This window comes from Veillonellaceae bacterium, from assembly GCA_012523975.1.
In the GTDB taxonomy this organism is placed as follows: Bacteria; Bacillota; Negativicutes; order JAAYSF01; family JAAYSF01; genus JAAYSF01.
In genome coordinates, this window is sequence record JAAYSF010000073.1 from 42,650 (window position 1) to 66,349 (window position 23,700).

Sequence of the window (23,700 nt, forward strand, 5' to 3'; positions counted from 1 at the left end):
TGGCCTACAGGGGGTTCCTGTTGGGTAACAGCCTATTTGTCTTTCATTGTCATAATAGTCAATTTCATCTTCCCATTCGGCTATTTCGGGGTCTTCCCATTTAGGGCGTCTTGTGTCTTCAAACATAAATTTCATTCCTCCCATTTACCAGTATAAGGGTTATACGAGCACCCACATGAGCATGCCAACCACCGTTTGTTTGGGTCGCTGCCTTGCGCTAGCGGCCGGCAGTCGCTGCAGGCATAGCGAAACTCACAATCTTTGCATTTCTCTACATGATCCTTGGTTGTACGCCAACATTGCTGTAAAGGCTGTCCGCGAAGTACCTCCGTAAGAGATTCCGTGAGTATGTTTCCGCATATTTGGCTGCGGGCAAATATGCAGGGAATAATGTCGCCAGTCGCGGTGACAGCTATTTTCCCTGCTAGGCAGCTGTGATGCATCTGGGCTTTGGCAAAGCTCTCGGCATCGGTATAAAACGGAGGTTTAATAGGTTGCTTAGTATACATTGAAGGAATTAATTCTTTGTCATCACCGCGGCCTGTTGGTCTAACAACGTCAGGGGGGTTGACTTCGACGCCGAGTTGCTGGCAGAGATCCATGATTTTCTGTGGCTCGGTTTCATTTGCTTTCATTATAATAGAAGCAATGCGCAAAGGAATCTGGGCTGCAATGATCTTTTTTATGGCTGTAAGGGTCTTGTCAAAGCTGCCTTGATTAAGGGTAACTTTATCGTGAATTTCACTGCAGTCGGAGTAAATCGTTGTAGCGATGCTTACATCGTTTTCTTTGAAAAAATTAATGCAAGAATCGTCGACTAGGGTAGCATTAGTGAATATTTCAATAAATTCATAGCCGGATTTTTTAGCTTTAACTACCAATTCGCGCCATTTTGGGTACATCAGGGGTTCGCCCCCAATAAGCTGAATGGCAGTTGCGCCGGCTTGACGAGCCTCATCGATCAGACTCAGCCATCTTTCATGGGGTACACAATCCTTAGTTTCGATTACCGGACCGCTGGTAGCGTAACAGTGCAGGCAGCGATTATTACACTTGGATGTCAGCTCTAACCAGAGAAATTCAAGTCTGATGTCATCTGCTACCTGTACTTCGGCAGTCGGCGCTTTTATCCCCGGGTCAAAAGTATAGAGCGAGCCAACACCTTTTCCGGTGAGATCATCAAGAAAACTTAAGTATTTCTTACTATTGGAATTAGTAACATCAAGCAATTTATCCAGAGAGTGTTCCTGACAGGCCAACAGCAATTGAACAGCGCCATTGTTTATCGAATAAACTTTCCCGCTTTGGAAGTCATAAATAGCACCGCGTTTTGCTCCCTTAACCAGTCTGCAGTCCTTATTCAATCGGTAATACAAGATGGATTCCCTCCTTTAACTCTGGGCCTGGTACATAATATGCAAAATTGTCGGCATGGTGTGTCTTTGTGTTAATAAAGTATGTTGACAAGTTTTTGTAAATGGTATATAATAAATTTCGTTGTCAGGGGTCGAAGTAAAATGCGGAAGTAGCTCAGTGGTAGAGCATCGCCTTGCCAAGGCGAGGGTCGCGAGTTCGAATCTCGTTTTCCGCTCCATAGAAGGTAAGCAAAAACCAGCAGGGGTGACTGCTGGTTTTTAGCATATCTCTTGTTTTTGTTATACAATTATGGTATCATTAAGCGCATGACATGCTGAAATAACCCTGATTTTTTTAAAAAATAATTGGGGAAACCGTGAAATTTATGCCAAAATTGGTAATGCTATATTTGGCGGGAAAGCTTGTCGTATATTTTGCAACTACATAGGGAGGATATAGCATCAATGAAAACAACGGCCGAAAGAATAGAAAAGAATAAAGTGGTATTGGAAATAGAGGTACCGCAGGAAGAAGTAGCAAAGGCGATTGATAAAGCGTATCATAAACTGGCTGGTAAGGTTAATATCCCTGGTTTCCGTAAGGGTAAAGCACCGCGTAAAGTTATCGAGATGCGCCTCGGAAAAGAAGTACTGCTTGACGAAGCATTCGACATTATAGCTCCCGCGGCATATTCCAAAGCAATTGAGGAACAAAAAGTTGAGCCGGTAACTCGTCCCCAGATTGAGGTTGTAGCTTTAACTGAAGATCAGCCTTTAGTTTTCAAAGCTACGGTTATCACGAAGCCTGAAGTGAAGCTTGGCCAATATAAAGGACTCAAAATTGAGAAAAAGGTTGAACCGGTTACTGACGAAAAAATTGCAGAAGAACTCGAAAATCTCCGCAACCGCCATGCTAAGATGGTTGTTGCTGAGGATGCAGCAATCGAAAACGGTGACTTTGCTATCATCGATTTTGAAGGCTTTATTGACGATGTTGCATTTGAAGGTGGCGCTGGTAAGAGCTATCCGCTTCAAATTGGATCCGGCAGTTTTATTCCCGGTTTTGAAGAACAGCTTATCGGCGCTAAAGCTGGCGAAGAGCGCGATGTAAAAGTTGTTTTCCCGACAGAATACCATGCAGCTGATTTAGCCGGCAAGGAAGCAGTATTCAAAGTTAAAATTAACGATGTTAAACGGAAAGAAATGCCGACATTAGATGATGATTTTGCCAAGGATGTCAGTGAGTTCGAAACGGTTGAGGAATTAAAGGCTGATATCAAGAATAAATTAGAAAAGGCAGCCGAAGAAAAAGCTGACCGTGAATTCCAAAATGAAGCCATTAAACAAGTGGTTGAAAGCTCTGAACTGGATATTCCTGATGTAATGGTCGAAAGCCGTATCGACAATATGATTAATGACTTGGCAATTAACATTGAAAACCGTGGTATGAAACTTGACCAGTATTTAGCCTATGCCAAGATGGATATGGACGGCTTGCGGGAAAGCTATCGTGAAGCGGCTGTGGTGAATGTTAAAACCGACTTGGTTCTTGAAGAAATTGTAAAGGCTGAAAATATCGAGGCAAGCGCTGAAGATCTTAAAGCTGAAGTCGCTGCAATGGCCCAAGCATACGCCGCTCCCGTCGAAGAAGTTGAGAAGATTATCCGCAAGCAAGGACATCTGAACGCTTTAGTGCAATCAGTACTTCGCAAGAAGGCGGCTAAATTTATTATTGATGGTACTGAAAAAGAGTAAGCAGTATCAGTTAGTAAGTTAATTCTCTGACAAAATGAAAAGAGGTGATTTTCATGAGTTTTGTGCCAATAGTTGTTGAGCAGTCAAATCGCGGCGAAAGAGCATACGATATTTACTCACGTCTTTTAAAAGACCGTATCATTTTCCTTGGTGGCCCCATCGACGATACCGTAGCTAATCTGGTTATTGCCCAGTTACTGTTCTTAGAGTCCGAAGACCCTGATAAGGATATTCATTTGTACATTAACAGTCCAGGCGGGGTTGTAACAGCAGGATTGGCAATATATGATACAATGCAGTACATTAAGCCCAATGTTTCAACCATCTGTCTAGGAATGGCTGCAAGCATGGCTGCAGTACTTCTGGCTGCCGGCGCTAAAGGAAAACGATATGCTCTCCCCTATGCGCGCGTTATGATTCATCAGCCGTTGGGCGGAGCTCAGGGGCAAGCTACCGACATTGAAATTCACGCCCGGGAAATTTTACGGATGCGGGGATTACTCAATGACATACTTGTCAATCATACCGGTCAGCCGCTGGAGAATATTCAGCGTGATACTGAACGTGATTTCTTTATGTCGAGCCAACAAGCCAAAGAATATGGTATAATTGACTCGGTAATAGTTCGAGGTGAGCGCAAGGATAATCCCAAATAGAGAGGTGATATGATGTTGAAATTTGGGGATGATAAGGGTCAATTGAAGTGCTCATTTTGCGGCAAGTTGCAAGAGCAAGTCAAAAAGCTCGTTGCGGGTCCTGGCGTATATATTTGTGACGAATGCATTGAATTATGCAATGAAATAATTGAAGAAGAACTAAATGAAGATATTGACGTAGAACTAAAAGATATTCTAAAGCCGAAAGAGATTAAAGAAATTCTCGATCAATATGTTATTGGTCAGGAGGACGCAAAAAAATCACTCTCGGTCGCTGTCTATAATCATTACAAGAGGATTAATCTTGCCAATAAAATGGACGATGTCGAGCTGCAAAAGTCAAATATCGTCATGTTAGGGCCAACCGGCAGTGGTAAGACGCTGTTGGCTCAAACTCTAGCTAAGATTTTGAATGTGCCGTTCGCCATTGCCGATGCTACCTCGTTAACTGAGGCTGGATACGTTGGTGAAGATGTTGAGAATATCCTTCTCAAGCTTATTCAGGCTGCTGATTATGATGTAGAAAAGGCGGAAAAGGGTATCGTATACATCGATGAAATTGATAAGATTGCCCGTAAGTCGGAAAATCCGTCAATTACTCGTGATGTTTCAGGCGAAGGTGTACAGCAAGCCTTGCTGAAAATCCTGGAAGGCACTGTCGCCAGTGTACCGCCACAAGGCGGGCGTAAGCATCCGCACCAGGAATTTATTCAGATTGACACCACTAATATCTTGTTTATCTGTGGTGGCGCCTTCGACGGAATTGATAAAATTATCAGTGCCCGTACGGGTAAGAAAACGATGGGCTTTGGTGCAGAGATTGAGAGTAAGGAGAAGAAAAAGGTCGGCGAAATCTTAAAAAAGATATTGCCTGAAGACTTGTTAAGATTCGGCCTTATTCCCGAATTTGTCGGTCGATTACCTGTTATCGTAACCTTGGATGCACTCGATGAAGAGGCACTCATTCGGATTCTGCTCGAACCAAAGAATGCCCTTGTCAAGCAATACCAAAAATTCCTTGAACTTGACAATGTACAGCTTGAGTTTAAGGAAGATGCTCTTAAAGCTATCTCTAGCGAGGCGCTAAAACGTAACACGGGCGCAAGGGGACTCAGAGCCATCATTGAGAGCATTATGCGCAATGTGATGTATGAAATTCCGTCGCGGACAGATATTGTAAAATGTACAGTAACTAAAGATGTAGTAGTTAACAATGAAGAACCAATATTAGTTACTGTTGACAGAAAAAGCAAGAAAAAAGAAGAATCCGCCTAAACAAAGGAGATATATCTCCTTTGTTTTTTTATTTTCCGTGCCTAAAGTATAACTTCCTGATTGCGAAATAAGTACGACATAAGCTTGGTTTTATATGACTTATGTGGCGGCTTTTGCTAGGATAAAATCACCTTGCTTGCCCATACTAGAATCATAGTGCCATTAGGAAAAAATTTGCCGGCCTGTTGGCGAATTGTAGATGCGGGAAGGAGGGTTTGTGGCTAAGTGGATTATGCCGTAAATATCATCACGGTGATTCAATTCTTTTTTGCCATTGTCATCGGCATGTACTTTCTGAATCTTCTGCGGTCGCAACAAGGTAACCGTGTGGCAGTAGAGCGTGAATCAAAGAAGGAAATGGACAAGCTGCAAAAACTTAGGGAGGTTTCATTAACCGAACCGCTTGCGGAAAAAACCCGTCCTACCACATTTGCCGAAATCATTGGTCAGGAAGAAGGATTGAAAGCGCTACGAGCCGCGCTTTGCGGCCCAAATCCGCAGCACGTTCTTATCTACGGACCGCCGGGAATAGGCAAGACAGCAGCTGCAAGGCTGATTTTAGACGAAGCCAAGCGTAATCCGCTGTCACCCTTTAGTGCAGCAGCCAAGTTTATTGAAATGGATGCTACAACAGCCAGATTCGATGAACGCGGCATCGCTGATCCACTGATTGGTACAGTCCATGATCCAATTTACCAAGGCGCTGGACCTATGGGGGTTGCGGGCATTCCGCAGCCAAAACCAGGTGCTGTTACGAAAGCACATGGCGGGTTATTGTTCATTGATGAGATCGGTGAACTCCACCATATTCAAATGAACAAGCTGCTTAAGGTACTTGAAGACCGAAAGGTATTTCTGGAAAGCTCGTATTATAATAGCGAAGATACAAATATCCCTACCCATATTCACGATATGTTTCAAAACGGCCTGCCGGCTGATTTTCGTTTGGTTGGGGCAACAACACGTACACCGCAGGACATACCGCCGGCAATAAGGTCGCGTTGCGTAGAAATTTTCTTTCGCCCGCTTAATGCGGAAGAAGTGGGTATTGTAGCAAGAAATGCTGCCCAAAAAGTCAAATTTGAAATTGAGGATTCGGCTATCGAGGTAATAAAGAATTATGCTATGAATGGCCGTGATGCAGTAAATATTGTTCAGATTGCGGCGGGAGTAGCTTTAAATCACCATGGTCAAAAAATAACCGGGCAGGACGTCGAATGGGTAGTAAACTTCGGCCAATATAATCCCCGGCCGGATAAGAAGGTGCCGCTTAAGCCGCAAATAGGTTTTGCTAATGGCTTAGCGGTATATGGAGCCAATATTGGTATGGTCATGGAAATCGAAGTTTCAGCAGTTCCTAACCCCTGTGGAACTGGAAAACTGACAGTTACAGGGGTTATTGATGAAGAGGAAATCGGAGTACCAGGCCGAACCATGCGGCGTAAAAGTATGGCCAAAGGTTCGCTAGAAAATGTTCTAACTGTGTTGGCTAATCGATGCGGTATTGATTATCACAAGTATGATATCCATGTTAATTTTCCGGGAGGCGGACCGATTGATGGACCGTCGGCCGGTATAACAGTCGCTGTTGCCATCTATTCTGCAGTTATGGGCATTCCGATCGACAATCAGGTGGCCATGACTGGAGAAATATCAATCCGGGGACTAGTCAAACCGGTAGGCGGCGTTAGTGCTAAGGTCAATGCTGCAATCCAAGCTGGTGCTAAGAAAATAATAATACCACAAGAAAACTGGCAGGAAATATATCGAAATATGGAGGCACAGGTAATTGGTATAAACACGCTGGAAGAGGCGTTGGAGCATGCTCTGCTGAAAAACGCGGATGCAGGAAGGGATGACAAAGCAGCCTTGCAACCAGAGGTTTTGGCAGCCGCCGGGGTTCCCAGTGTGTTTAGTCCAAGTTAAGGGGGTTATTATGGATAAATTAGCTTTATTGCTCGTTATTGTTGGGGCATTGAATTGGCTTCTAATCGGGGTATTGAATTTTGATCTAGTAGCGTCAATTTTTGGTGGTCAAAACTCCTTTTTAAGCCGCGCTGTGTATACGTTGGTTGGCTTGGCAGGTATTTGGTCACTTGGCCTTTTATTCAGGGATAAAGGAAGAGCATAGGTAAAAAAATAAGCCCTCGCTAAGAGGGCTTATTAATTTGCAACATATTTCTAAACTCATCTCCTGTAAGTGATTCTTTATCCAAGAGTATGTCGAGAATTTTAGCAGCTGTTTCTTGCTGAGTTATAAGCACAGATCGAACATAATTTTCAACGTCTCTTAGTATTTCACTCATAGTTGAGTGCAGCAGCTCCGGCGGCAAGCTGTCAGCTGAGACAATACCTAAGCTCGACATCCCGCCCTGAATAATTTGTTTAGCTAACTCAGTGGCCTGATTAAAGTCATTTGACGCGCCGGTACTGCGGTTGCCAAGCGTTAATTCTTCTGCAACGGCTCCGGCTAAGGCGACAGCAATTTTTTTCTTTAGTTGATCTAAGGTATACAAATAAATATCATTTTCTTGCGTTTGCCTTACATAGCCCAAAGCATTGCTACGAGAGGCTACATTAATAGTTGCGACCGAGCCCGGCTTTGAGATTTCACTAAGCAGGGCATGCCCAATTTCATGGACGGCAATACGCTGCTTTTCTTCCGGACTCGGCAGGCGATCAAGTTTTTCGCCCATAATTACCTTATCGATAGCACTTCTAAGATGGTGGGGCAATATCTGGTGCTGGTCTTCACGCAACGCTAAAATTGCGGCCTCATTGGCCAGACTTTCAAGATGGGCACCGGAAAAGCCCATTGTTGCGTCTGCAATTTCCTCGAGGCAGACATCTTCAGCCAATGGTTTATTCCTGGTATGCAAAGCCAGAATCTGCAGACGACCTTTTTTATCAGGCAAATCCACTTTAACCTGCCTGTCAAAACGCCCTGGCCGCAGCAGAGCGGGATCAAGCATATCAGGACGATTAGTTGCGGCAATTATTAACAATCTTACAGTTTCGTCTGAGGCTAAACCGTCCATTTGAACTAGCAGCTCGTTGAGCGTTTGTTCATGCTCCATATGACTATTAGCCTCACCGCGCTTGCCGCCTAATATTTCAATCTCGTCAATAAAAATGACGGCACTTTGTTTCCCTTGTTTTCTCGCTATGGTTTTGGCCTGACTGAATAATTGACGGATTCGTTTGGCACCGACCCCAACATACATCTCAACAAATTCTGAACCGCTCGCAGCCAGGAATACTGAATCGGTATAATGGGCGGCTGCCTTGGCCAGCAATGTTTTTCCCGTGCCGGGCGGGCCATTTAGCAAAATGCCCTTTAGCGGTCTTATTCCTAACCTTTTGATACTTTCAACATCTTTAATAAACTCTAAAGCCTCGCGCAATTCATTTTTGGCCACATCCTGGCCGCCAATATCGTCGAGACTAACCACACTGACCGTTGTCTCTTTATGCGGAGCGGCAAACGATTTTCCGCCTTGGCGCATATTATTAAAATAGAGGATAGCGCCTATAAATGCGGCGAAAAAAATAAAGGGTAGTATATTTATTCCCTGCCACACAAGGAATGCCGTTAATGCAATGACGATACCGGCGGCGATTTCTTTGGTATACATCATTTCACCTCCGGTTGGCCGGCTTGGCGGGGAACAACTATATACATATCGGCGTCGGCTTTTTTTAATCCTAAATAAACATTAACAGAGTCTACATAAACTTGAGCTTCGACACCATTAACTGCGGCCTTTTGTACAATTTGCTCAGCCATAGAGGCAAAGTTGCCTGTAGCAATACCTTCCTGAACAAATAAATGGACATTATAATACACTTGTTCTAATTCGGGCGTGCGGTTATCCTTTATGACCACGCTGAACTGGTTATCCCCCAAGATAGCGGCAGCACCTTCATAAACGGTTTGGTAAGTTTTCTGCAGGTTCTTCACATTAGTTAATGAAATGTGAAGTTTGGCTGTACCGCTGATTTTGTTATTACTATCTACATAAAAAGAATCTATGCCATTAATGTTGTTAAGCACCTTCGCTAAAGGTTTATCGACTGCGTACCGCTGCCATAGAAATTGCCCTCCGCCTAAAATAATTAGCGTCAGGATAATAGCAGCTAGCACGACAGATAACCGGTTTTTATTAATGTTCACTATAGGGTACCTCCTTTGCACGCTGCTTAGTTAACATAAAGTATTATAGCATTTAGCTAAAACAGGCGCAAAGGTAAATAAAGCTTACTGTTTAGGTAATAAGGCTGGCAATAAAGGATTTTTACAAAGCGGGTAAGAATATTTATAAATGTTGGTGTGGAAAATAGTAGTGCTAAACGTAAACTAAAGGAGGCGAAAACATCGTGGCAAAGAAAAATCGTATAATTCCATTATTGCCACTTCGTGGCATTCTGGTTTTTCCATATATGATTATTCATCTTGATGTCGGGCGTGAAAAATCGATAGGTGCCTTAGAAGAATCTATGGTTCACGACCGCCAAATAATGCTGGCAACCCAAAAAGAGGCGCAAAATGACGCGCCTAATCCTGAAGATATATTTGAATTCGGTACAGTGGCTGAAATAAAGCAGCTTTTAAAACTTCCCGGAGGTACAATTAGAGTACTCGTTGAAGGGTTGCATCGCGCTAAGATAACGAACTACATGGATTTAGACCCTTTTTACAAGGTAGAAATAGAAGAATTTGCTGAAACAGAGGCAAAAACTCCAGAAGTTGAGGCCCTTACCCGTACAGCTATCCATCAGTTTGAACAATGGGTTAAGCTGAGTAAAAAAATCCCCCCCGAAACGCTTGTTTCGGTGGTGGTTGTTGAAGAACCCGGCAGACTGACTGATCTTATTGCGAGCCATTTATCCCTAAAGATTGAGGATAAGCAGGCGCTGTTAGATGCTGTTGATATTAAAGAACGTTTAAGCAAGCTCTGTGAGATTCTTGGGCGGGAGATGGAAATTCTTGAGCTTGAAAAGAAAATTAATGTCCGAGTCCGCAAGCAGATGGAGAGAACGCAAAAAGAATATTATTTGCGTGAGCAGCTAAAAGCAATCCAAAAAGAATTGGGCGAGAAAGATGATCGTACTGCGGAAGCTGATGAGTATCGTGAACGGCTAAAACAGCAGCCTGACTTACCGCCTGAAGTAACCGAGAAAATCACTAAAGAGATTGAGCGGCTGGAAAAAATGCCGCCGATGGCAGCTGAAAGTGCTGTTATCCGTACTTATCTGGATTGGCTTTTAGCGTTGCCTTGGACACATGAAACAGAAGACAATCTAGATATTGCTACAGCCGAACAAATTCTCAATGAAGATCACTATGGCCTTGAGAAGGTTAAAGAACGAATCTTAGAATACTTATCTATCCGAAAGCTTGCCGATAAGATGAAGGGGCCTATTCTTTGCCTCGTTGGTCCGCCTGGTGTCGGAAAAACCTCTTTGGCCCGATCAATCGCCCGGTCGATGGACCGTAAATTTGTCCGTGTTTCGCTAGGTGGAGTGCGTGACGAGGCCGAGATCCGCGGCCATCGCCGTACGTATGTAGGGGCGCTACCTGGACGTATCATACAGGGAATGCGCAATGCCGACTCGCGCAATCCAATATTTTTATTAGATGAAATTGACAAGATGAGCGCAGATTTTAGAGGTGATCCGTCGGCTGCTTTGCTCGAAGTTCTCGATCCAGAACAAAATAATACCTTCAGTGATCATTATATAGAAATCCCCTTTGACCTATCACAAGTGTTATGGGTTGTAACAGCAAATGTCATGCATAATATTCCCAGGCCGCTGCTTGACCGTATGGAAATAATAAGTATAGCCGGGTACACTGAAGAAGAAAAGATTCAAATTGCAAAACGTTACCTTATTCCAAAACAGATGCGGGATCATGGACTTAATGAGAAACAAATTTTCTTCTCCGAAGGTACTTTGCAAAAAGTTATTAGTGATTACACGCGTGAAGCCGGCGTACGTAATCTAGAACGCAATATTGCAGGATTATGCCGAAAAGTTGCGCGGCAAATTGTACAAAATAAAAAGTCGAGCGTTAAGGTAACTGCCCAGAATCTCCACACCTTTTTAGGAGCCCCAAAATTTCGCCGTCGCCAGGCTGAAGGTAAAGCTGAAGTTGGCGTAACTACCGGCTTGGCATGGACAGAAGTAGGCGGCGAGGTGTTAAATACTGAGGTTTCGATTATGAAAGGCAAAGGCAAACTACTTTTAACGGGACAGCTCGGTGAAGTTATGCGCGAGTCTGCGCAAGCCGGCTTAAGCTATATTAGGTCACGGGTTAAGGGACTTGGCATTGACGAAGAGTTTTATGAGAAAAATGATATTCACATTCATCTGCCAGAAGGAGCTATTCCTAAAGATGGGCCATCCGCCGGTATAACTATGGCTACAGCGATGGTATCAGCGCTCACCGGTACACCGGTGCGCAATGATATTGCGATGACAGGCGAAATAACCTTGCGGGGTCGGGTGCTGCCCGTAGGTGGCATTAAAGAAAAGGTACTTGCCGCTCATCGGCTGGGAATTAACACGATTATTATGCCTAAAGAAAATCAGCGGGATATTGATGAGATTCCGGCTAACGTTAAACGTCACTTAGAATTTGTCTTAGTAGAGCATATGGACCAAGTATTAGACCGGGCACTGGTGAAAGAGAATGACTGATGATAATGCAATAAATATTATTGCGGCTAAGTATGCCGCATCGGCGGTGCGAGCTGATCAATACCCGGACCCGGAAGAAGAAATATGTGAAATCGCGTTTATTGGGCGTTCAAATGTTGGAAAATCATCGCTTATAAATTCTTTAGCCCGGCGGCATGGGCTTGCCAGAACGAGCAGAACGCCGGGTAAGACCCAGACTCTTAATTTTTACCGGTTGGCCGCCAAAATAAATGATAACCGTCAGGACTTTTATATCGTTGACTTGCCGGGTTACGGCTATGCCCGAACCGGTCAAACTAACAGGCGCCAGTGGGCTAAGTTTTCGGAAGATTATATGCTGAGGTCCCCGCGGTTAAAGCTTATTTGCCATCTAATTGATATAAGGCATCCGCCGATGCCCAGTGATATCGCAGCCTATCGTTGGTTGATAGAGCATAATCTTCCTGTACAATTGATAGCAACCAAGGCCGATAAAATTAGTCGAATGGGTTTAAAGAAACAAGTTGAAACAATAAAAAAAGGTTTAGGGGCAATAAACAATAATATACTTGCCTATTCATCAGAAAAGGGTTTTGGACGGGATGAATTACTTGACGTAATCGGCCTGGTTTTGTTAAAATGAATCAGGCTGGAGGAGGACAGCTAATGCTGTCCTCCTTTAAGATGTGAACTTATGGCCGGCCATACAGCAATTAAGATAGGGGTATGTTATGCTCACGTCATTTGACAAAGAATTACTTAATATCTTGCAGACAAAGTTGCCGATAGCCAGTAGTCCTTTTGCAGAAATTGCAGACCGGCTAGATTCTGATGAAAAAACGGTTATTGATAGATTGAGATATTTGAAGGAGCACGGATACATACGCAAGATAGGGGCCTTTTTTGATTCAACAAGCTTAGGCTATGTCGGTACACTAGTTGCTGCCAAGGTCGAGCCGGAACATATTGAAGAGGTTGCGCAGATAATAAATACTTATGAAGGTGTAACTCATAATTATGAGCGCGACGGCATCTTAAATTTATGGTTTACGCTTATGGTGCCAGATATTGCCAGTCAAAAACGAATTTTAAGCGAAATTCAAGGTCTTAAAGGAGTTTTGAAGCTTATTAATCTTCCTGCAAATAAAAAATATAAGGTAAGTGTCCAGTTTAAACTTTAGGCTGCGCTATGAGCACTAACGGAGGTAAAAATAATGCTTGATGCCTTAGATAAAAAAATTATTGCTGCCATGCAGGACGAATTTCCGCTTGTAGCAGAACCTTATAAGGAAATTGCTCTTCGAGTCGGTATCAGCGAACCCGAATTATTGGACAGGCTTAGGAATTATCGTCGGACCGGAAAAATCCGTAAAATGGGCGCAGTCTTGAAACACCGCGAAGTGGGCTTTGCCGCTAATGCCTTGTGTGCATGGATTGTACCGGAAGATAGAATGGATGAAGTTGGCAAGATTATGATGGAACATCCGGCGATTACACATGCTTACTCCCGAGCACCGCAGCCCGAATGGCCATATAATTTTTATATAATGCTGCATGCCCACACTCGGGAAGAGTGTTGCAAGATGGCGGAAGAACTAGCATCAGCCACTGGCCTAAATCAATACACAATGCTCTTTAGCACTCGGGAATACAAGAAAGCTAGCATGCGGTATTTTGTCGAAAAAGGATAGAAATTTTGCTAATATTAAAAAATTACTCGAAAATTCTCAAATGAAAAAGGAATATGCTGCAAATTGTCGAATAATGAAATGAGATTAATAGCTTAAGATTATAAGTTCTATTCTGCAGGTTTTATTCACTTATTACTAAGTTTGATTTAAATATTCCTAGTGATAAGTGTTTAAAATAAACAAGGGTTGTTTGTTTAAACTATATAAAGATAAGTGAGGTGATAAGATCAAATAATATCTCGTTCCTGGGTATAATTTAAAACTTCATAGGGTATACTCAGCATTGAACGAAAAACGCATCACGATACGTATAACTTAAAATTTTTTGTACGTTGAAAACATTATTGAAAGGGTGTTAATACAGTGACATGGACGCAAGTTTATGATCCAATGAATAACCTCGCGCTATCAGCGTTTTTAGCCGCAATACCTATTATTATCATATTCTATTTGTTGGCTATACGTAAGACGCCTGGCCAAATCGCAGGTGCGGTTGCAATGGTAGCAGCAGTTGCAGTAGCAATTTTTGCTTACGGAATGCCTGCTTCTACTGCGCTTACTGCAACAGCGATGGGTGCGCTTTACGGTGTATTCCCTATCTTCTGGATAGTTATCACAGCAATCTTTATTTACAACATGACAGTTGAAACCGGTCAATTCGAAATTGTTAAGAACTCGATTGCAACAATTACCGATGACCGCCGTCTGCAAGCTCTGTTAGTTGCCTTCTCCTTCGGTGCTTTCCTTGAAGGTGCTGCTGGTTTCGGTACTCCGGTTGCAATTTCAGCCGGTATGCTTGTTGGTCTTGGTTTTAATCCGCTCTACGCTGCAGGTCTTTGCTTGATTGCAAACACTGCGCCGGTTGCGTTCGGTGGTATTGGTATTCCAATTATCGTTGCCGGTCAGGTCAGTGGCGTTGAAACTATGAAGATTTCCCAAATGGTTGGTCGTCAGTTGCCATTCTTATCCGTAATCATCCCTATCTGGTTGGTTGTACTGATGGCTGGTTGGAAATCCGCAATGGAAGTACTTCCTGCATGTCTGGTTGCCGGTGTAGCTTTCGCTGGCCTTCAATGGTGGTCTTCTAACTTCCTTGGACCAGAACTTCCCGACATTCTGTCTTCATTGGCAGCAATTATTTCTCTTACACTGTTCCTCAAAGTTTGGAAACCTGTTAAAGTATGGCGCTTTGAAAACGAACCGAAAGTTAATGCTGCGGCAACCCTGCCGACTTACACTTCCGGACAAATCTTCAAAGCATGGTCTCCGTTCATTATCCTTACAGTATTCGTAATCCTTTGGGGTCTTAAGCCTGTGGCAGCAGTGCTTGACTCTGCAACAATTAAATGGTTTGTACCTGGTCTTCACAAAGTTGTAACTCAAGTAGCTCCGATTGCTAAGGAGCCTGTCCAAATGGCTGCTCTTTTCAAAATTAACTGGCTGAGCGCTGCAGGTACTGCATTATTATTCTCAAGCATCGTGTCTGCACTGATTCTTGGCGTTGGCCCTTCAAGATACCTTAGCATTTTTGGCAAAACCTTTATGCAATTGAGAAAGCCGCTTATTACTATCCCTTGCGTACTTGGTCTTGCTTATGTTATGAACTACTCCGGCATGAGCGCTACTCTTGGCCTGCTGCTTGCTGGAACAGGTAGCTACTTCCCGTTCTTTGCTCCGCTTCTTGGCTGGGTAGGCGTATTCCTGACTGGTTCTGATACTTCCGCTAACGCATTGTTCGGTAACCTTCAAGCTGTTACCGCTGAGCAAGTTGGCGTTGATCCGGTCCTGACTGTAGCCGCTAACTCCTCTGGTGGTGTTACTGGTAAAATGATTTCACCGCAAAGTATCGCGGTTGCAACTGCAGCTACCGGTCTTGTTGGTAAAGAGGGCGAACTCTTCAGCTTTACTGTAATGCACTCCTTCATCTTAGCTTTAGCTGTGTGTTTGATGACTTATGCTCAAGCATATGTTCTAAACTGGATGATTCCTTAAACTTACTAATAGAGAGCAGCCTAATAAGCTGCTCTCTTATTTTTTTTAAAGGCGACTGCTGATTAAATTTTTCAGCAGCCGCCTTTTTCTTCATGTTTTGCGAAAAATTTGGTTATGCTAGTCGTATGACTTATGTTTAAGGGGATGATCTCCTCTAAACACAGCTACATATCAGGAGGTGCTTTTATGGCTGAAGTTTCACTAAAAGGTGAACAAAGAGTGTTTATGACAGGCAATGAAGTTATTGCTTGGGCCGCAGTTGCTGCAAAAGTGGACATTATGTATGGTTACCCGATAACTCCACAGAATGAAATAATGCACTATTGGACACGGCTGGCGCCTAAGCACAATAAGAAGTTTCTCCAGACGGAGGACGAAATTTCTGCCGGATTTACTTCGCTGGGCGGCGTCTTGTCTGGGCGAAAAGCATTCACGGCAACTGCTGGACCAGGCAACGTATTAATGCAGGAATCTGCCGGCATGGCAGAAATGATGCGCTTGCCCATGGTCTATGTAATCCAGCAGCGTGGCGGTCCTTCGACGGCGACAGTTATTTATGCCCAGCAGGAAACAACGCTTACAACCTTTGGCGGTAATGGCGAAGGTCATCGGATTGTGTATTCAACGGCCGGGCATCAGGAATTGTTTGACTACACGATTAAAGCCTTTAATAGCGCTTGGACTTATCGGTTTCCGACGTTTATTCTAGGTGACGGCTATCAGGCCAAGATGCGGGAGCCGCTTACAATCTACGATCCCGAAGAACGCGGAATAACATTAGTTAAGCCTGAGCCTATTCTAGGCGACACCGAAAGACCGGACCGTCCATACAAACATTTGCGCAATACCTATAATACTGAAGATGAGCTTTACAATGTTGTAATGGCAAATCAACGCGATTGGGATGCAATGGCTGATAAGGTGGTTGAATGGGACGCTAAAGGCTGCGAAGATGCTGACATTATTATTGTAACTCATGGCATAGTATCGCGCGCTGGCCTTGGAGCCTACAATCAGCTTAGAGCAGAGGGTAAGAAAGTCGGCTATTTCCGTCCGATTACTGTGCGGCCCTTCCCAGGAAAACAACTGCAAGAGGCTATGAAAAATGCTAAAAAGCTCTTAATAGCAGAATCGGCTTATGGTCAGCTATTAAAGCTGGTACAAACCCATACCTACGGAAGTACCATTGAAATAGCTACCCTGCTTAAACCCGGTGTCGGCATCACCAGCGAAGAAATTTACGAAGAGTGTAGTAAGCTTTAAGAATAGGAAGGAGGACTACCATGCAAGAACTCAAAGAACAGGGAACTCTTCAGCCGGCTATGCCCACATGCTGGAATGAAGAAACTAAGCCTCATAAATTTTGTCCGGGCTGCGGACATGGGATTATTTTGAAGGCATTAGGCGAAGCTATTGATGAACTCGGAATTAAGGGAAAAATGGTTTATGGCTGTGATATTGGTTGTTCGTTATTAGCGTGGGATTTTTTTGCGATTGATACTGTGCAAACTCACCATGGTCGGACAACCCCGGTAATTACCGGTATGAAGCGTGCTAATCCCGATATTATCGGTGTTGCCTATATGGGAGACGGCGGCGGTTATGCAATTGGCTCGCAACACTTATTTAATGCAGCTGTTCGTAATGAGAAAATCACGATAATTTTGTGCAATAACTGTAACTATGGAATGACAGGCGGACAGATGGCGCCTACAACGCTGCCGGGCATGAAAACAGAAACAAGCCCTTACGGCCGCGATATCGAAGCAACCGGCGCTCCGACTAAAGGACCGGAAATGGTAGCGGCAGTAGCGCCTGAAGGAGCTTATGTGGCTCGTGGTACTATTGCTAATCCTCGTCAGATGAAAGGCTTTATTAAGAAGGCATTGGAAAATCAAATCGCTGGCCGCGGACTATCATTTGTTGAATGTTTATCAAGCTGTCCAACCAACTGGAGGACCAATGCCAAACAAACCTGGGAGTTTGTGGAGAAAGACATGACAGAGTATTTTAAGGTTGGCGAACTGCGTGTGCCGTCCGAGATGAAGGAGGGAAAATAATGGCGAGGGTAACTAAAGTTGCTTTAGCGGGTGAAGGCGGACAAGGCGTACAGTCAATTGCCGAAATATTAGCTGAAGCTGCTAATGAAGAAGGGAAAAATGCCCTATACATACCTAACTTTGGGGTGGAACAAAGGGGCGGTGTATCAATTGCTTATGTGCAAATAAGTGATGGTCATATCGGCGCACCAAAGTTTATTGAAGCCGACATTCTCATTCCGTTAAGTCCGCGGGCTGTTCATCGAACAACTGAACATGCCGGTAAAAACACCATCTACATTTATGATAATTCTCTGGTCGCTGAGGGTGAAGTCAATGACAACATTGTAGGCTTGCAATATTTTGACGTCACCCCGCCTTGCCCGACAGCAGACCAACCGAATAAAGATTTACCGCAGGACATGATTGCCGGCGAACCTAAAACTTGTTCATTCAGTCGCCCCGGTCCTGGTATTGATCCTAAAGATATCCCAGAAGTAAAAAAGGTTATTGCAATACCAGCCAATGATATTGCGAAAGATGAACTACATCCCCGCGTATTTAACATTATCATACTGGGCGCCGTAATCGCTGCTACCGAGGTACTGCCGTTGGATGCTATCAAAAAAGCTCTCGAAGCTAAGCTCGGCCATAAGTTTGAAGCCAACCCCAAACTGCGCGATATGAATTATCAGGCACTTGAGCGCGGTTATAATCTAATTAAAGGCGCAATGTAGAGGAGGGGAAAACATGGCAAAAGTAGATTGGGAATCATCGAAGCACGATAATGCTAAAGGGAACTGGGCGATTTTTCCGGGCTTATGTAAGGGGTGTGGCTTGTGTATTGAAAAATGTCCGGTAAAATGTATCGCATGGTCGCCCGAAGATTTAGGAGTATACGGAACGCCGCGTGTTCAGGCTGATATGGATAAATGCATTGTCTGTGGAATTTGCCAAATGGTATGCCCTGACTGTGCAATAAGGGTAGAAAAAAAGAAATAGGTAGACTTAATACCTTCAGATGGTGTATTATAGAGTCAGACTTGTCTTGTAGGTGATAGCAACGTGAATAAAAATACCATGTTCGAGATCATACAAAATGATCTGACTGTACTAGAAACTGAACTGATTTCTGTAATACACTCCCAGGAAGATTTAATAACCGATATTGGGGGGCACTTGGTTAAGGCTGGAGGTAAGCGCTTACGACCAGCCTTATATTTAGTGTGCGCGCGGAGCAGAGCCGCCGAACTAAAGGATATCCTGCCAATGGCTCTGGCAATCGAGATGATTCATATGGCTACCTTAGTTCATGATGATGTCATTGATGATGCCTCGACTCGTCGCGGCCGACCAACAGCTAATGCATGCTGGGGTAATTATCAGTCAGTATTGACCGGAGACTACCTGTTTGCCAAAGCATTTTCGGTAGTGGCCGTGCATGTTGATAAAGCCATGCTAAAAGTCTTGACCGATGTCATGTGCTCAATGTGCGAAGGTGAAATAATTCAGGATAAAGATACCTTTAACCCTGATCAGTCGGAAGAGCAATATTTGACTAGGATTGCCAAGAAAACAGCTGATTTTATAGCGGCCAGCTGTGAGTTGGGCGGTATGGCAGCCGGATTACCTGCCGATGATGTCGCGGCGTTGCGCAAGTACGGTTATTCAATTGGAATGGCATTTCAGATTACCGACGATATTCTTGACATAACGGCTTCGTCCGAGCAAATTGGAAAGCCGGCCGGTAATGATTTGCGCCAGGGCATAGTTACTCTGCCGGTGATTTACGCACTGAATAATAGTGAACGCCATAATGAGCTTCGTGAAATTGTCTCGAATCGTTCACTTACTGAAGAAGAGATTAAAAAGGGACTTAAGATAATTTATGAAACTTCGGCGGTTGAGTACTCATATCAGCAGGTAGCTAACTATCTAAATGCGGCCCGCAGCGTGCTGCCGCTCACACTCCCTTTAGAACTCAAAGAGTGTCTACTCGAAGTGGCCGACTTCGTTGGTCTTCGCAAGTATTAATCGATGTGCAATAGTAAAGGCTTACCTTAACGGGTAAGCCTTTTTGTTTGCAATTGGCCATAAGACCAAGTTACCATAATTTTGGATACAATATAAAATTTACCATTATAACTAGAAAAAGGAGGATTTTATATATTAGATATCGAAAGTGATAATTTATAGCATAATTCGATTAATTCTATTCATTTAAACTGTTGAAAATTTTGCGAATAGTTCAACTTGACTGCTTTGTTTGTTTATTATGCAGATCGTTCATTCGATCTGCTAGTCTTAGCCGCAATTCAGGTAAAGGAGGTGAAACAGTGTCTAAAGCGGCTTCATTGAATTTTCTGGTGTGTAATTCCGGAAGGGATTGTAGACCAGGGAGGGAGATGATGCTCAATAACATACTGCTTTTTAGGATTCATAATCAAAGATTAAATAATATAAAAGGAAGTGTATGTTATGCAGTGGACCCAGATCTATGATCCGATGGGTAATATTGTTTTATCCGCAGTTGTAGCAGGTATTCCTTTGTACATTCTCTTGTATATGCTTGGTGTTATGAAAAAGCCTGGTCATTATGCTGCTGCGGCCGGAACACTGGCTGCCGCCCTTGTGGCAATTTTTGTTTGGGGAATGCCGGCAGGCTTAGCAATTAATTCAATTTTATGCGGTGCCGCATTCGGTCTTTTTCCAATAGTTTGGATAGTTATTACCGCTATTTGGGTATACAACATGACGGTTGAGTCCGGCGAGTTTGAAATCATCAAGAACTCGTTAGCCTCCATTACAGAAGACCGTCGGCTGCAAGCTTTATTTGTAGCTTTTGCTTTTGGTTCATTCATTGAAGGTACTGCCGGTTTTGGTACTCCGGTAGCAATAACAGCAGCCATGCTGGTTGGTCTTGGTTTTAACCCGGTATACGCTGCTAGTATCTGCCTGATTGCCAATACAGCACCAGTTGCTTTCGGTGGCATTGGTATTCCAATCATCGTAGCAGCTCAAGTTTCGCAACTTGACATTATGCATATCAGCCAAATTGTTGGCCGTCAGTTACCGTTCTTGTCAATCATCGTCCCGTTGTGGGTTGCTGTTACCATGAGTGGTTGGAAACGCTCGATGGAAGTTCTGCCAGCGCTATTAGTCGCCGGTATTTGCTTTGCGGTTACCCAATTCTACACAGCTAACTATATCAGTCCGTACCTCCCGGACATCACATCAGCTATTGTTACCATCGTTGGTTTAGGTTTATTCCTCAAAGTTTGGAAACCGGCGACAATTTGGCGCTTTCCTGACGAAGTAAATACCGGTAGCGGAAAAGAAGAACTCCGGTATTCACCTGGCGAAGTTATTCGCGCATGGATGCCCTACATCCTGCTCGCGATATTGGTATTCCTCTGGGGTTATGGCCCAGTGAAAAGCGTGTTAGCAACAACAAATATCAACATTCCTTGGCCTGGTCTTCATAATGAGATTACCAAAGCTGCTCCGATAGTTGCTAAGAATACTCCTTACGGTGCTGTATATACCTTTGGTTGGCTCTCTGCAGGCGGCACAGCTATTCTGATCTCGGGTATCCTTTCCATCTTTGTTATCCCGAATTACGGTGCTAGCCGCGCTGCTTCTTGCTTCTTCAAGACCATTAGAATTCTTGTTTTCCCGATTATCACTATTGCTACGATTCTTGGTTTAGCATATCTGATGAACTATTCAGGTATGAGCGCTACAATGGGTCTTGCCTTTACTAAGACAGGCGCTTTGTTCCCGTTCTTTGCTCCGATACTTGGCTGGCTCGGTGTATTTTTAACTGGTTCTGATACATCGTCGAATGCCCTGTTCTCGTCCTTACAAAGAACTACTGCTGAACAAATCGGTGTTGATCCCCACCTGACTGTTGCAGCTAACTCTTCCGGCGGTGTCTGTGGTAAAATGATTTCGCCGCAAAGTATCTCGGTTGCAACTGCTGCTACAGGCTTAGTTGGTGAAGAGGGTACTATCTTCCGGTTTACCCTTAAGCATAGTATCGCGATGCTGGCACTTGTAGCTGCCATGACCTATCTGCAAGCCTATACATTGAGTTGGATGCTTCCATAAAAAGTTAATAAATGGTCTTTTTGCAGCAGCTTCGGCTGCTGCTTTTTTTTATCCATAATTAAGGGAAAATTCCGAAAGATTAGCAATTGCGAGTGCCGTGGAGAATTCCCAAGGTACATGGATGTGCTATGTGGTGAGACGGCCATTATCAATAATTATAAAAAAATATCTAAAAATAGGGTTGAATATGAAGGAATTTCATATTATTTATAGAATAAGCTAAATATAGAAAAAATGCAATATTAAAAATAGAGAAATCATTAAGAAAATTAAAATTAATTCAACACCGGATTGGGAGCTTGCTTTACAGGTTTGGTGTAAGTTACCAAATCTGTTAACGCCACAAATCACAAGTAAGAGGTGAATTAACTTGTGAAATGTGGCTATATAATCAGCAAGGGAGAGGGGGGAAGGATAAACAGGCTGTTTGTATTTAGCAACTTGTGGTCTTATAAAAATCAAATAAAGGGAGTGTATGCAATTGACGTGGGTTCAAAGTTATGATCCTATGGGAAATATTGTTCTATCGGCGATTATTGCTGGCATACCATTATACCTATTGCTGTATTTGCTTGGTATTAGACGTACTCCTGGTCACATTGCCGCAGCAGCGGGAACTATAACGGCTGCACTAGTCGCTATCTTTGTCTGGGGAATGCCAGCAGGGTTGGCAGTTAACTCAATCCTTTGCGGCGCAGCATTTGGTGTATTCCCGATTGTCTGGATTGTTGTCACAGCAATTTGGGTTTATAATATGACGGTTGAATCAGGTGAGTTTGAAATTATTAAAAACTCACTAGCATCAATTACAGAAGACCGCCGTCTACAGGCATTATTTGTAGCGTTTGCTTTTGGTTCATTTATTGAAGGAACAGCGGGATTTGGCACTCCGGTTGCCATCACAGCTGCAATGCTGGTGGGTCTCGGGTTTAATCCTATCTACGCTGCCGGTATCTGCCTCATTGCGAACACTGCTCCGGTTGCGTTCGGTGGCATCGGTATTCCTATTATCGTTGCTGCGAATGTATCACAGCTTGATATCATGCACATCAGCCAAATCGTTGGTCGCCAATTACCCTTCTTGTCAATAATTGTTCCACTGTGGTTGGCTGTTACCATGAGCGGTTGGAAACGGTCAATGGAAGTTTTCCCGGCGCTTCTCGTTGCCGGCGGCTGCTTTGCTGTAACACAATGGTATACAGCAAACTATATCAGCCCTTATCTTCCGGACATTACGTCTGCCGTTGTTACAATCATTGGCTTAGGTCTTTTCCTGAAAGTCTGGAAACCCGCTACAATCTGGCGTTTCCCTGATGAGAAAAATACTGGCAGCGGTAAAGAAGAATTACGTTATTCGACCGGGGAAGTTATCCGGGCTTGGATGCCGTACATTCTGCTTGCTATCGCCGTATTCCTTTGGGGCTATGGTCCAATCAAAGCCGCTTTGGCTAAGACGAACATCAATATTCCTTGGCCGGGACTGCACAACATGATCTATAAAGCAGCTCCTATCGTTGCTACAAATACTCCTTACGGCGCTGTTTACTCCTTCGGCTGGCTGTCTGCCGGCGGTACAGCAATCCTTCTCTCCGGCGTTTTGTCCATCTTTGTTATCCCTAACTACGGCCCGAGCCGTGCTATCCCATGTTTCTTCAAAACCATCAGACTGCTTGCTTTCCCGATTTTCACCATCGCTTCGATCCTGGGTCTTGCTTATCTGATGAACTACTCCGGCATGAGCTCAACTATGGGTTTAGCGTTCACCAAGACAGGTTCCTTATTCCCATTCTTTGCTCCAATCCTTGGTTACCTGGGTGTATTCCTGACCGGGTCTGACACCTCCTCAAATGCGTTGTTCTGTTCGCTCCAAAAAACTACAGCTGAACAGATCGGCGTTGATCCTCATCTGATGGTTGCTTCTAACTCATCAGGCGGTGTATGCGGTAAGATGATTTCGCCGCAAAGTATCTCGGTTGCAACTGCTGCAACTGGCCTGGTTGGTGAAGAAGGCACTATCTTCCGGTTTACCTTAAAGCACAGTCTCGCGATGATCTTCTTGATGGCATCACTTACCTATGCGCAGGCATATGCATTAAGATGGATGCTCCCATAATTAAACAATGTAAAATAAAGTGGCGGGGGAACC

20 protein-coding genes and 1 tRNA gene are annotated in these 23,700 nt (G+C 43.9%); 18 read left to right on the forward strand and 3 right to left on the reverse strand.

Going from position 1 to position 23,700, the window contains the following annotated elements; translation table 11 throughout:
• Positions 1-131: 131 nt before the first annotated feature.
• On the reverse strand, positions 132-1,376 hold the full coding sequence (locus GX348_10400) for a radical SAM protein (GenBank protein ID NLP42580.1): 1,245 nt from the start codon (positions 1,374-1,376) through the stop codon (positions 132-134).
• A gap of 143 nt (positions 1,377-1,519) precedes the next feature.
• Between GX348_10400 and GX348_10405 the strand changes: the two genes are divergently transcribed.
• From GX348_10405 to GX348_10430, 6 genes are all read left to right on the forward strand, one after another.
• Positions 1,520-1,594 (forward strand) — tRNA-Gly (locus GX348_10405).
• A gap of 226 nt (positions 1,595-1,820) precedes the next feature.
• Positions 1,821-3,110, forward strand: coding sequence for a trigger factor (locus GX348_10410; protein ID NLP42581.1), 1,290 nt, complete (start codon positions 1,821-1,823; stop codon positions 3,108-3,110).
• Positions 3,111-3,163: 53 nt separating this feature from the next.
• Positions 3,164-3,766 (forward strand): ATP-dependent Clp endopeptidase proteolytic subunit ClpP, encoded by a 603-nt coding sequence (clpP, locus tag GX348_10415; protein NLP42582.1) that lies wholly within the window; start codon positions 3,164-3,166, stop codon positions 3,764-3,766.
• Positions 3,767-3,778: 12 nt separating this feature from the next.
• Entirely contained in the window at positions 3,779-5,041 is a 1,263-nt protein-coding gene (gene clpX / locus GX348_10420) for an ATP-dependent Clp protease ATP-binding subunit ClpX (protein NLP42583.1), read from the forward strand.
• 225 nt (positions 5,042-5,266) lie between these two features.
• Positions 5,267-6,967, forward strand: a complete 1,701-nt coding sequence (gene lonB / locus GX348_10425; protein NLP42584.1) for an ATP-dependent protease LonB — start codon at positions 5,267-5,269, stop codon at positions 6,965-6,967.
• A gap of 10 nt (positions 6,968-6,977) precedes the next feature.
• On the forward strand, positions 6,978-7,172 hold the full coding sequence (locus tag GX348_10430) for a DUF378 domain-containing protein (protein ID NLP42585.1): 195 nt from the start codon (positions 6,978-6,980) through the stop codon (positions 7,170-7,172).
• A gap of 19 nt (positions 7,173-7,191) precedes the next feature.
• Here the strand turns inward: GX348_10430 and GX348_10435 are convergent, their stop codons facing one another.
• Positions 7,192-8,676, reverse strand: coding sequence for an AAA family ATPase (locus GX348_10435; protein ID NLP42586.1), 1,485 nt, complete (start codon positions 8,674-8,676; stop codon positions 7,192-7,194).
• A complete protein-coding gene (locus tag GX348_10440; protein ID NLP42587.1) occupies positions 8,676-9,215 on the reverse strand; it encodes a hypothetical protein in 540 nt (179 codons plus the stop codon). Before GX348_10440 ends, GX348_10435 begins: the two co-directional genes overlap by 1 nt.
• A gap of 203 nt (positions 9,216-9,418) precedes the next feature.
• Between GX348_10440 and lon the strand changes: the two genes are divergently transcribed.
• The 12 genes from lon to GX348_10500 all read left to right on the forward strand — a co-directional run bounded on the left by lon (position 9,419) and on the right by GX348_10500 (position 23,667).
• The gene (gene lon / locus GX348_10445) at positions 9,419-11,743 is read left to right on the forward strand and encodes an endopeptidase La (protein NLP42588.1); all 2,325 of its coding nucleotides are present in this window, start codon (positions 9,419-9,421) and stop codon (positions 11,741-11,743) included.
• Positions 11,736-12,365, forward strand: coding sequence for a YihA family ribosome biogenesis GTP-binding protein (locus tag GX348_10450; GenBank protein ID NLP42589.1), 630 nt, complete (start codon positions 11,736-11,738; stop codon positions 12,363-12,365). The genes lon and GX348_10450 overlap by 8 nt, the downstream gene beginning before the upstream one ends.
• A gap of 88 nt (positions 12,366-12,453) precedes the next feature.
• Positions 12,454-12,903 (forward strand): Lrp/AsnC family transcriptional regulator, encoded by a 450-nt coding sequence (locus GX348_10455; GenBank protein NLP42590.1) that lies wholly within the window; start codon positions 12,454-12,456, stop codon positions 12,901-12,903.
• Between the two features lie 33 nt (positions 12,904-12,936).
• Positions 12,937-13,413 carry an Lrp/AsnC family transcriptional regulator gene (locus GX348_10460; GenBank protein ID NLP42591.1) on the forward strand — a complete coding sequence of 159 codons (477 nt, stop codon included), beginning with the start codon at positions 12,937-12,939 and terminating at the stop codon, positions 13,411-13,413.
• A gap of 363 nt (positions 13,414-13,776) precedes the next feature.
• Positions 13,777-15,405 (forward strand): lactate permease LctP family transporter, encoded by a 1,629-nt coding sequence (locus GX348_10465; protein ID NLP42592.1) that lies wholly within the window; start codon positions 13,777-13,779, stop codon positions 15,403-15,405.
• 186 nt (positions 15,406-15,591) lie between these two features.
• Complete coding sequence (locus GX348_10470; protein NLP42593.1) at positions 15,592-16,668, forward strand: ferredoxin oxidoreductase; 1,077 nt, start codon at positions 15,592-15,594, stop codon at positions 16,666-16,668.
• Positions 16,669-16,688: 20 nt separating this feature from the next.
• Positions 16,689-17,465: a 2-oxoglutarate synthase gene (locus GX348_10475; GenBank protein NLP42594.1), complete on the forward strand. Its 777-nt coding sequence runs from the start codon at positions 16,689-16,691 to the stop codon at positions 17,463-17,465.
• Positions 17,465-18,181, forward strand: coding sequence for a pyruvate oxidoreductase subunit gamma (locus tag GX348_10480; protein ID NLP42595.1), 717 nt, complete (start codon positions 17,465-17,467; stop codon positions 18,179-18,181). Before GX348_10475 ends, GX348_10480 begins: the two co-directional genes overlap by 1 nt.
• A gap of 13 nt (positions 18,182-18,194) precedes the next feature.
• Positions 18,195-18,446, forward strand: a complete 252-nt coding sequence (locus GX348_10485) for a 4Fe-4S binding protein (protein ID NLP42596.1) — start codon at positions 18,195-18,197, stop codon at positions 18,444-18,446.
• 78 nt (positions 18,447-18,524) lie between these two features.
• Complete coding sequence (locus GX348_10490) at positions 18,525-19,478, forward strand: polyprenyl synthetase family protein (protein ID NLP42597.1); 954 nt, start codon at positions 18,525-18,527, stop codon at positions 19,476-19,478.
• 444 nt (positions 19,479-19,922) lie between these two features.
• Positions 19,923-21,554 (forward strand): lactate permease LctP family transporter, encoded by a 1,632-nt coding sequence (locus GX348_10495; protein NLP42598.1) that lies wholly within the window; start codon positions 19,923-19,925, stop codon positions 21,552-21,554.
• Positions 21,555-22,035: 481 nt separating this feature from the next.
• On the forward strand, positions 22,036-23,667 hold the full coding sequence (locus GX348_10500; protein ID NLP42599.1) for a lactate permease LctP family transporter: 1,632 nt from the start codon (positions 22,036-22,038) through the stop codon (positions 23,665-23,667).
• The last annotated feature ends 33 nt before the right edge of the window (positions 23,668-23,700 follow it).

Coding starts and splice junctions, on each gene's coding strand:
- GX348_10475 (NLP42594.1), top strand. CDS start 16,689: ATGCAAGAACTCAAAGAACAGGGAACTCTTCAGCCGGCTATGCCCACA.
- GX348_10495 (NLP42598.1), top strand. CDS start 19,923: ATGCAGTGGACCCAGATCTATGATCCGATGGGTAATATTGTTTTATCC.
- GX348_10410 (NLP42581.1), top strand. CDS start 1,821: ATGAAAACAACGGCCGAAAGAATAGAAAAGAATAAAGTGGTATTGGAA.
- clpP (NLP42582.1), top strand. CDS start 3,164: ATGAGTTTTGTGCCAATAGTTGTTGAGCAGTCAAATCGCGGCGAAAGA.
- GX348_10435 (NLP42586.1), bottom strand. CDS start 8,676: ATGTATACCAAAGAAATCGCCGCCGGTATCGTCATTGCATTAACGGCA.
- GX348_10470 (NLP42593.1), top strand. CDS start 15,592: ATGGCTGAAGTTTCACTAAAAGGTGAACAAAGAGTGTTTATGACAGGC.
- GX348_10430 (NLP42585.1), top strand. CDS start 6,978: ATGGATAAATTAGCTTTATTGCTCGTTATTGTTGGGGCATTGAATTGG.
- GX348_10450 (NLP42589.1), top strand. CDS start 11,736: ATGACTGATGATAATGCAATAAATATTATTGCGGCTAAGTATGCCGCA.
- GX348_10485 (NLP42596.1), top strand. CDS start 18,195: ATGGCAAAAGTAGATTGGGAATCATCGAAGCACGATAATGCTAAAGGG.
- GX348_10460 (NLP42591.1), top strand. CDS start 12,937: ATGCTTGATGCCTTAGATAAAAAAATTATTGCTGCCATGCAGGACGAA.
- clpX (NLP42583.1), top strand. CDS start 3,779: ATGTTGAAATTTGGGGATGATAAGGGTCAATTGAAGTGCTCATTTTGC.
- GX348_10490 (NLP42597.1), top strand. CDS start 18,525: ATGTTCGAGATCATACAAAATGATCTGACTGTACTAGAAACTGAACTG.
- GX348_10455 (NLP42590.1), top strand. CDS start 12,454: ATGCTCACGTCATTTGACAAAGAATTACTTAATATCTTGCAGACAAAG.
- GX348_10480 (NLP42595.1), top strand. CDS start 17,465: ATGGCGAGGGTAACTAAAGTTGCTTTAGCGGGTGAAGGCGGACAAGGC.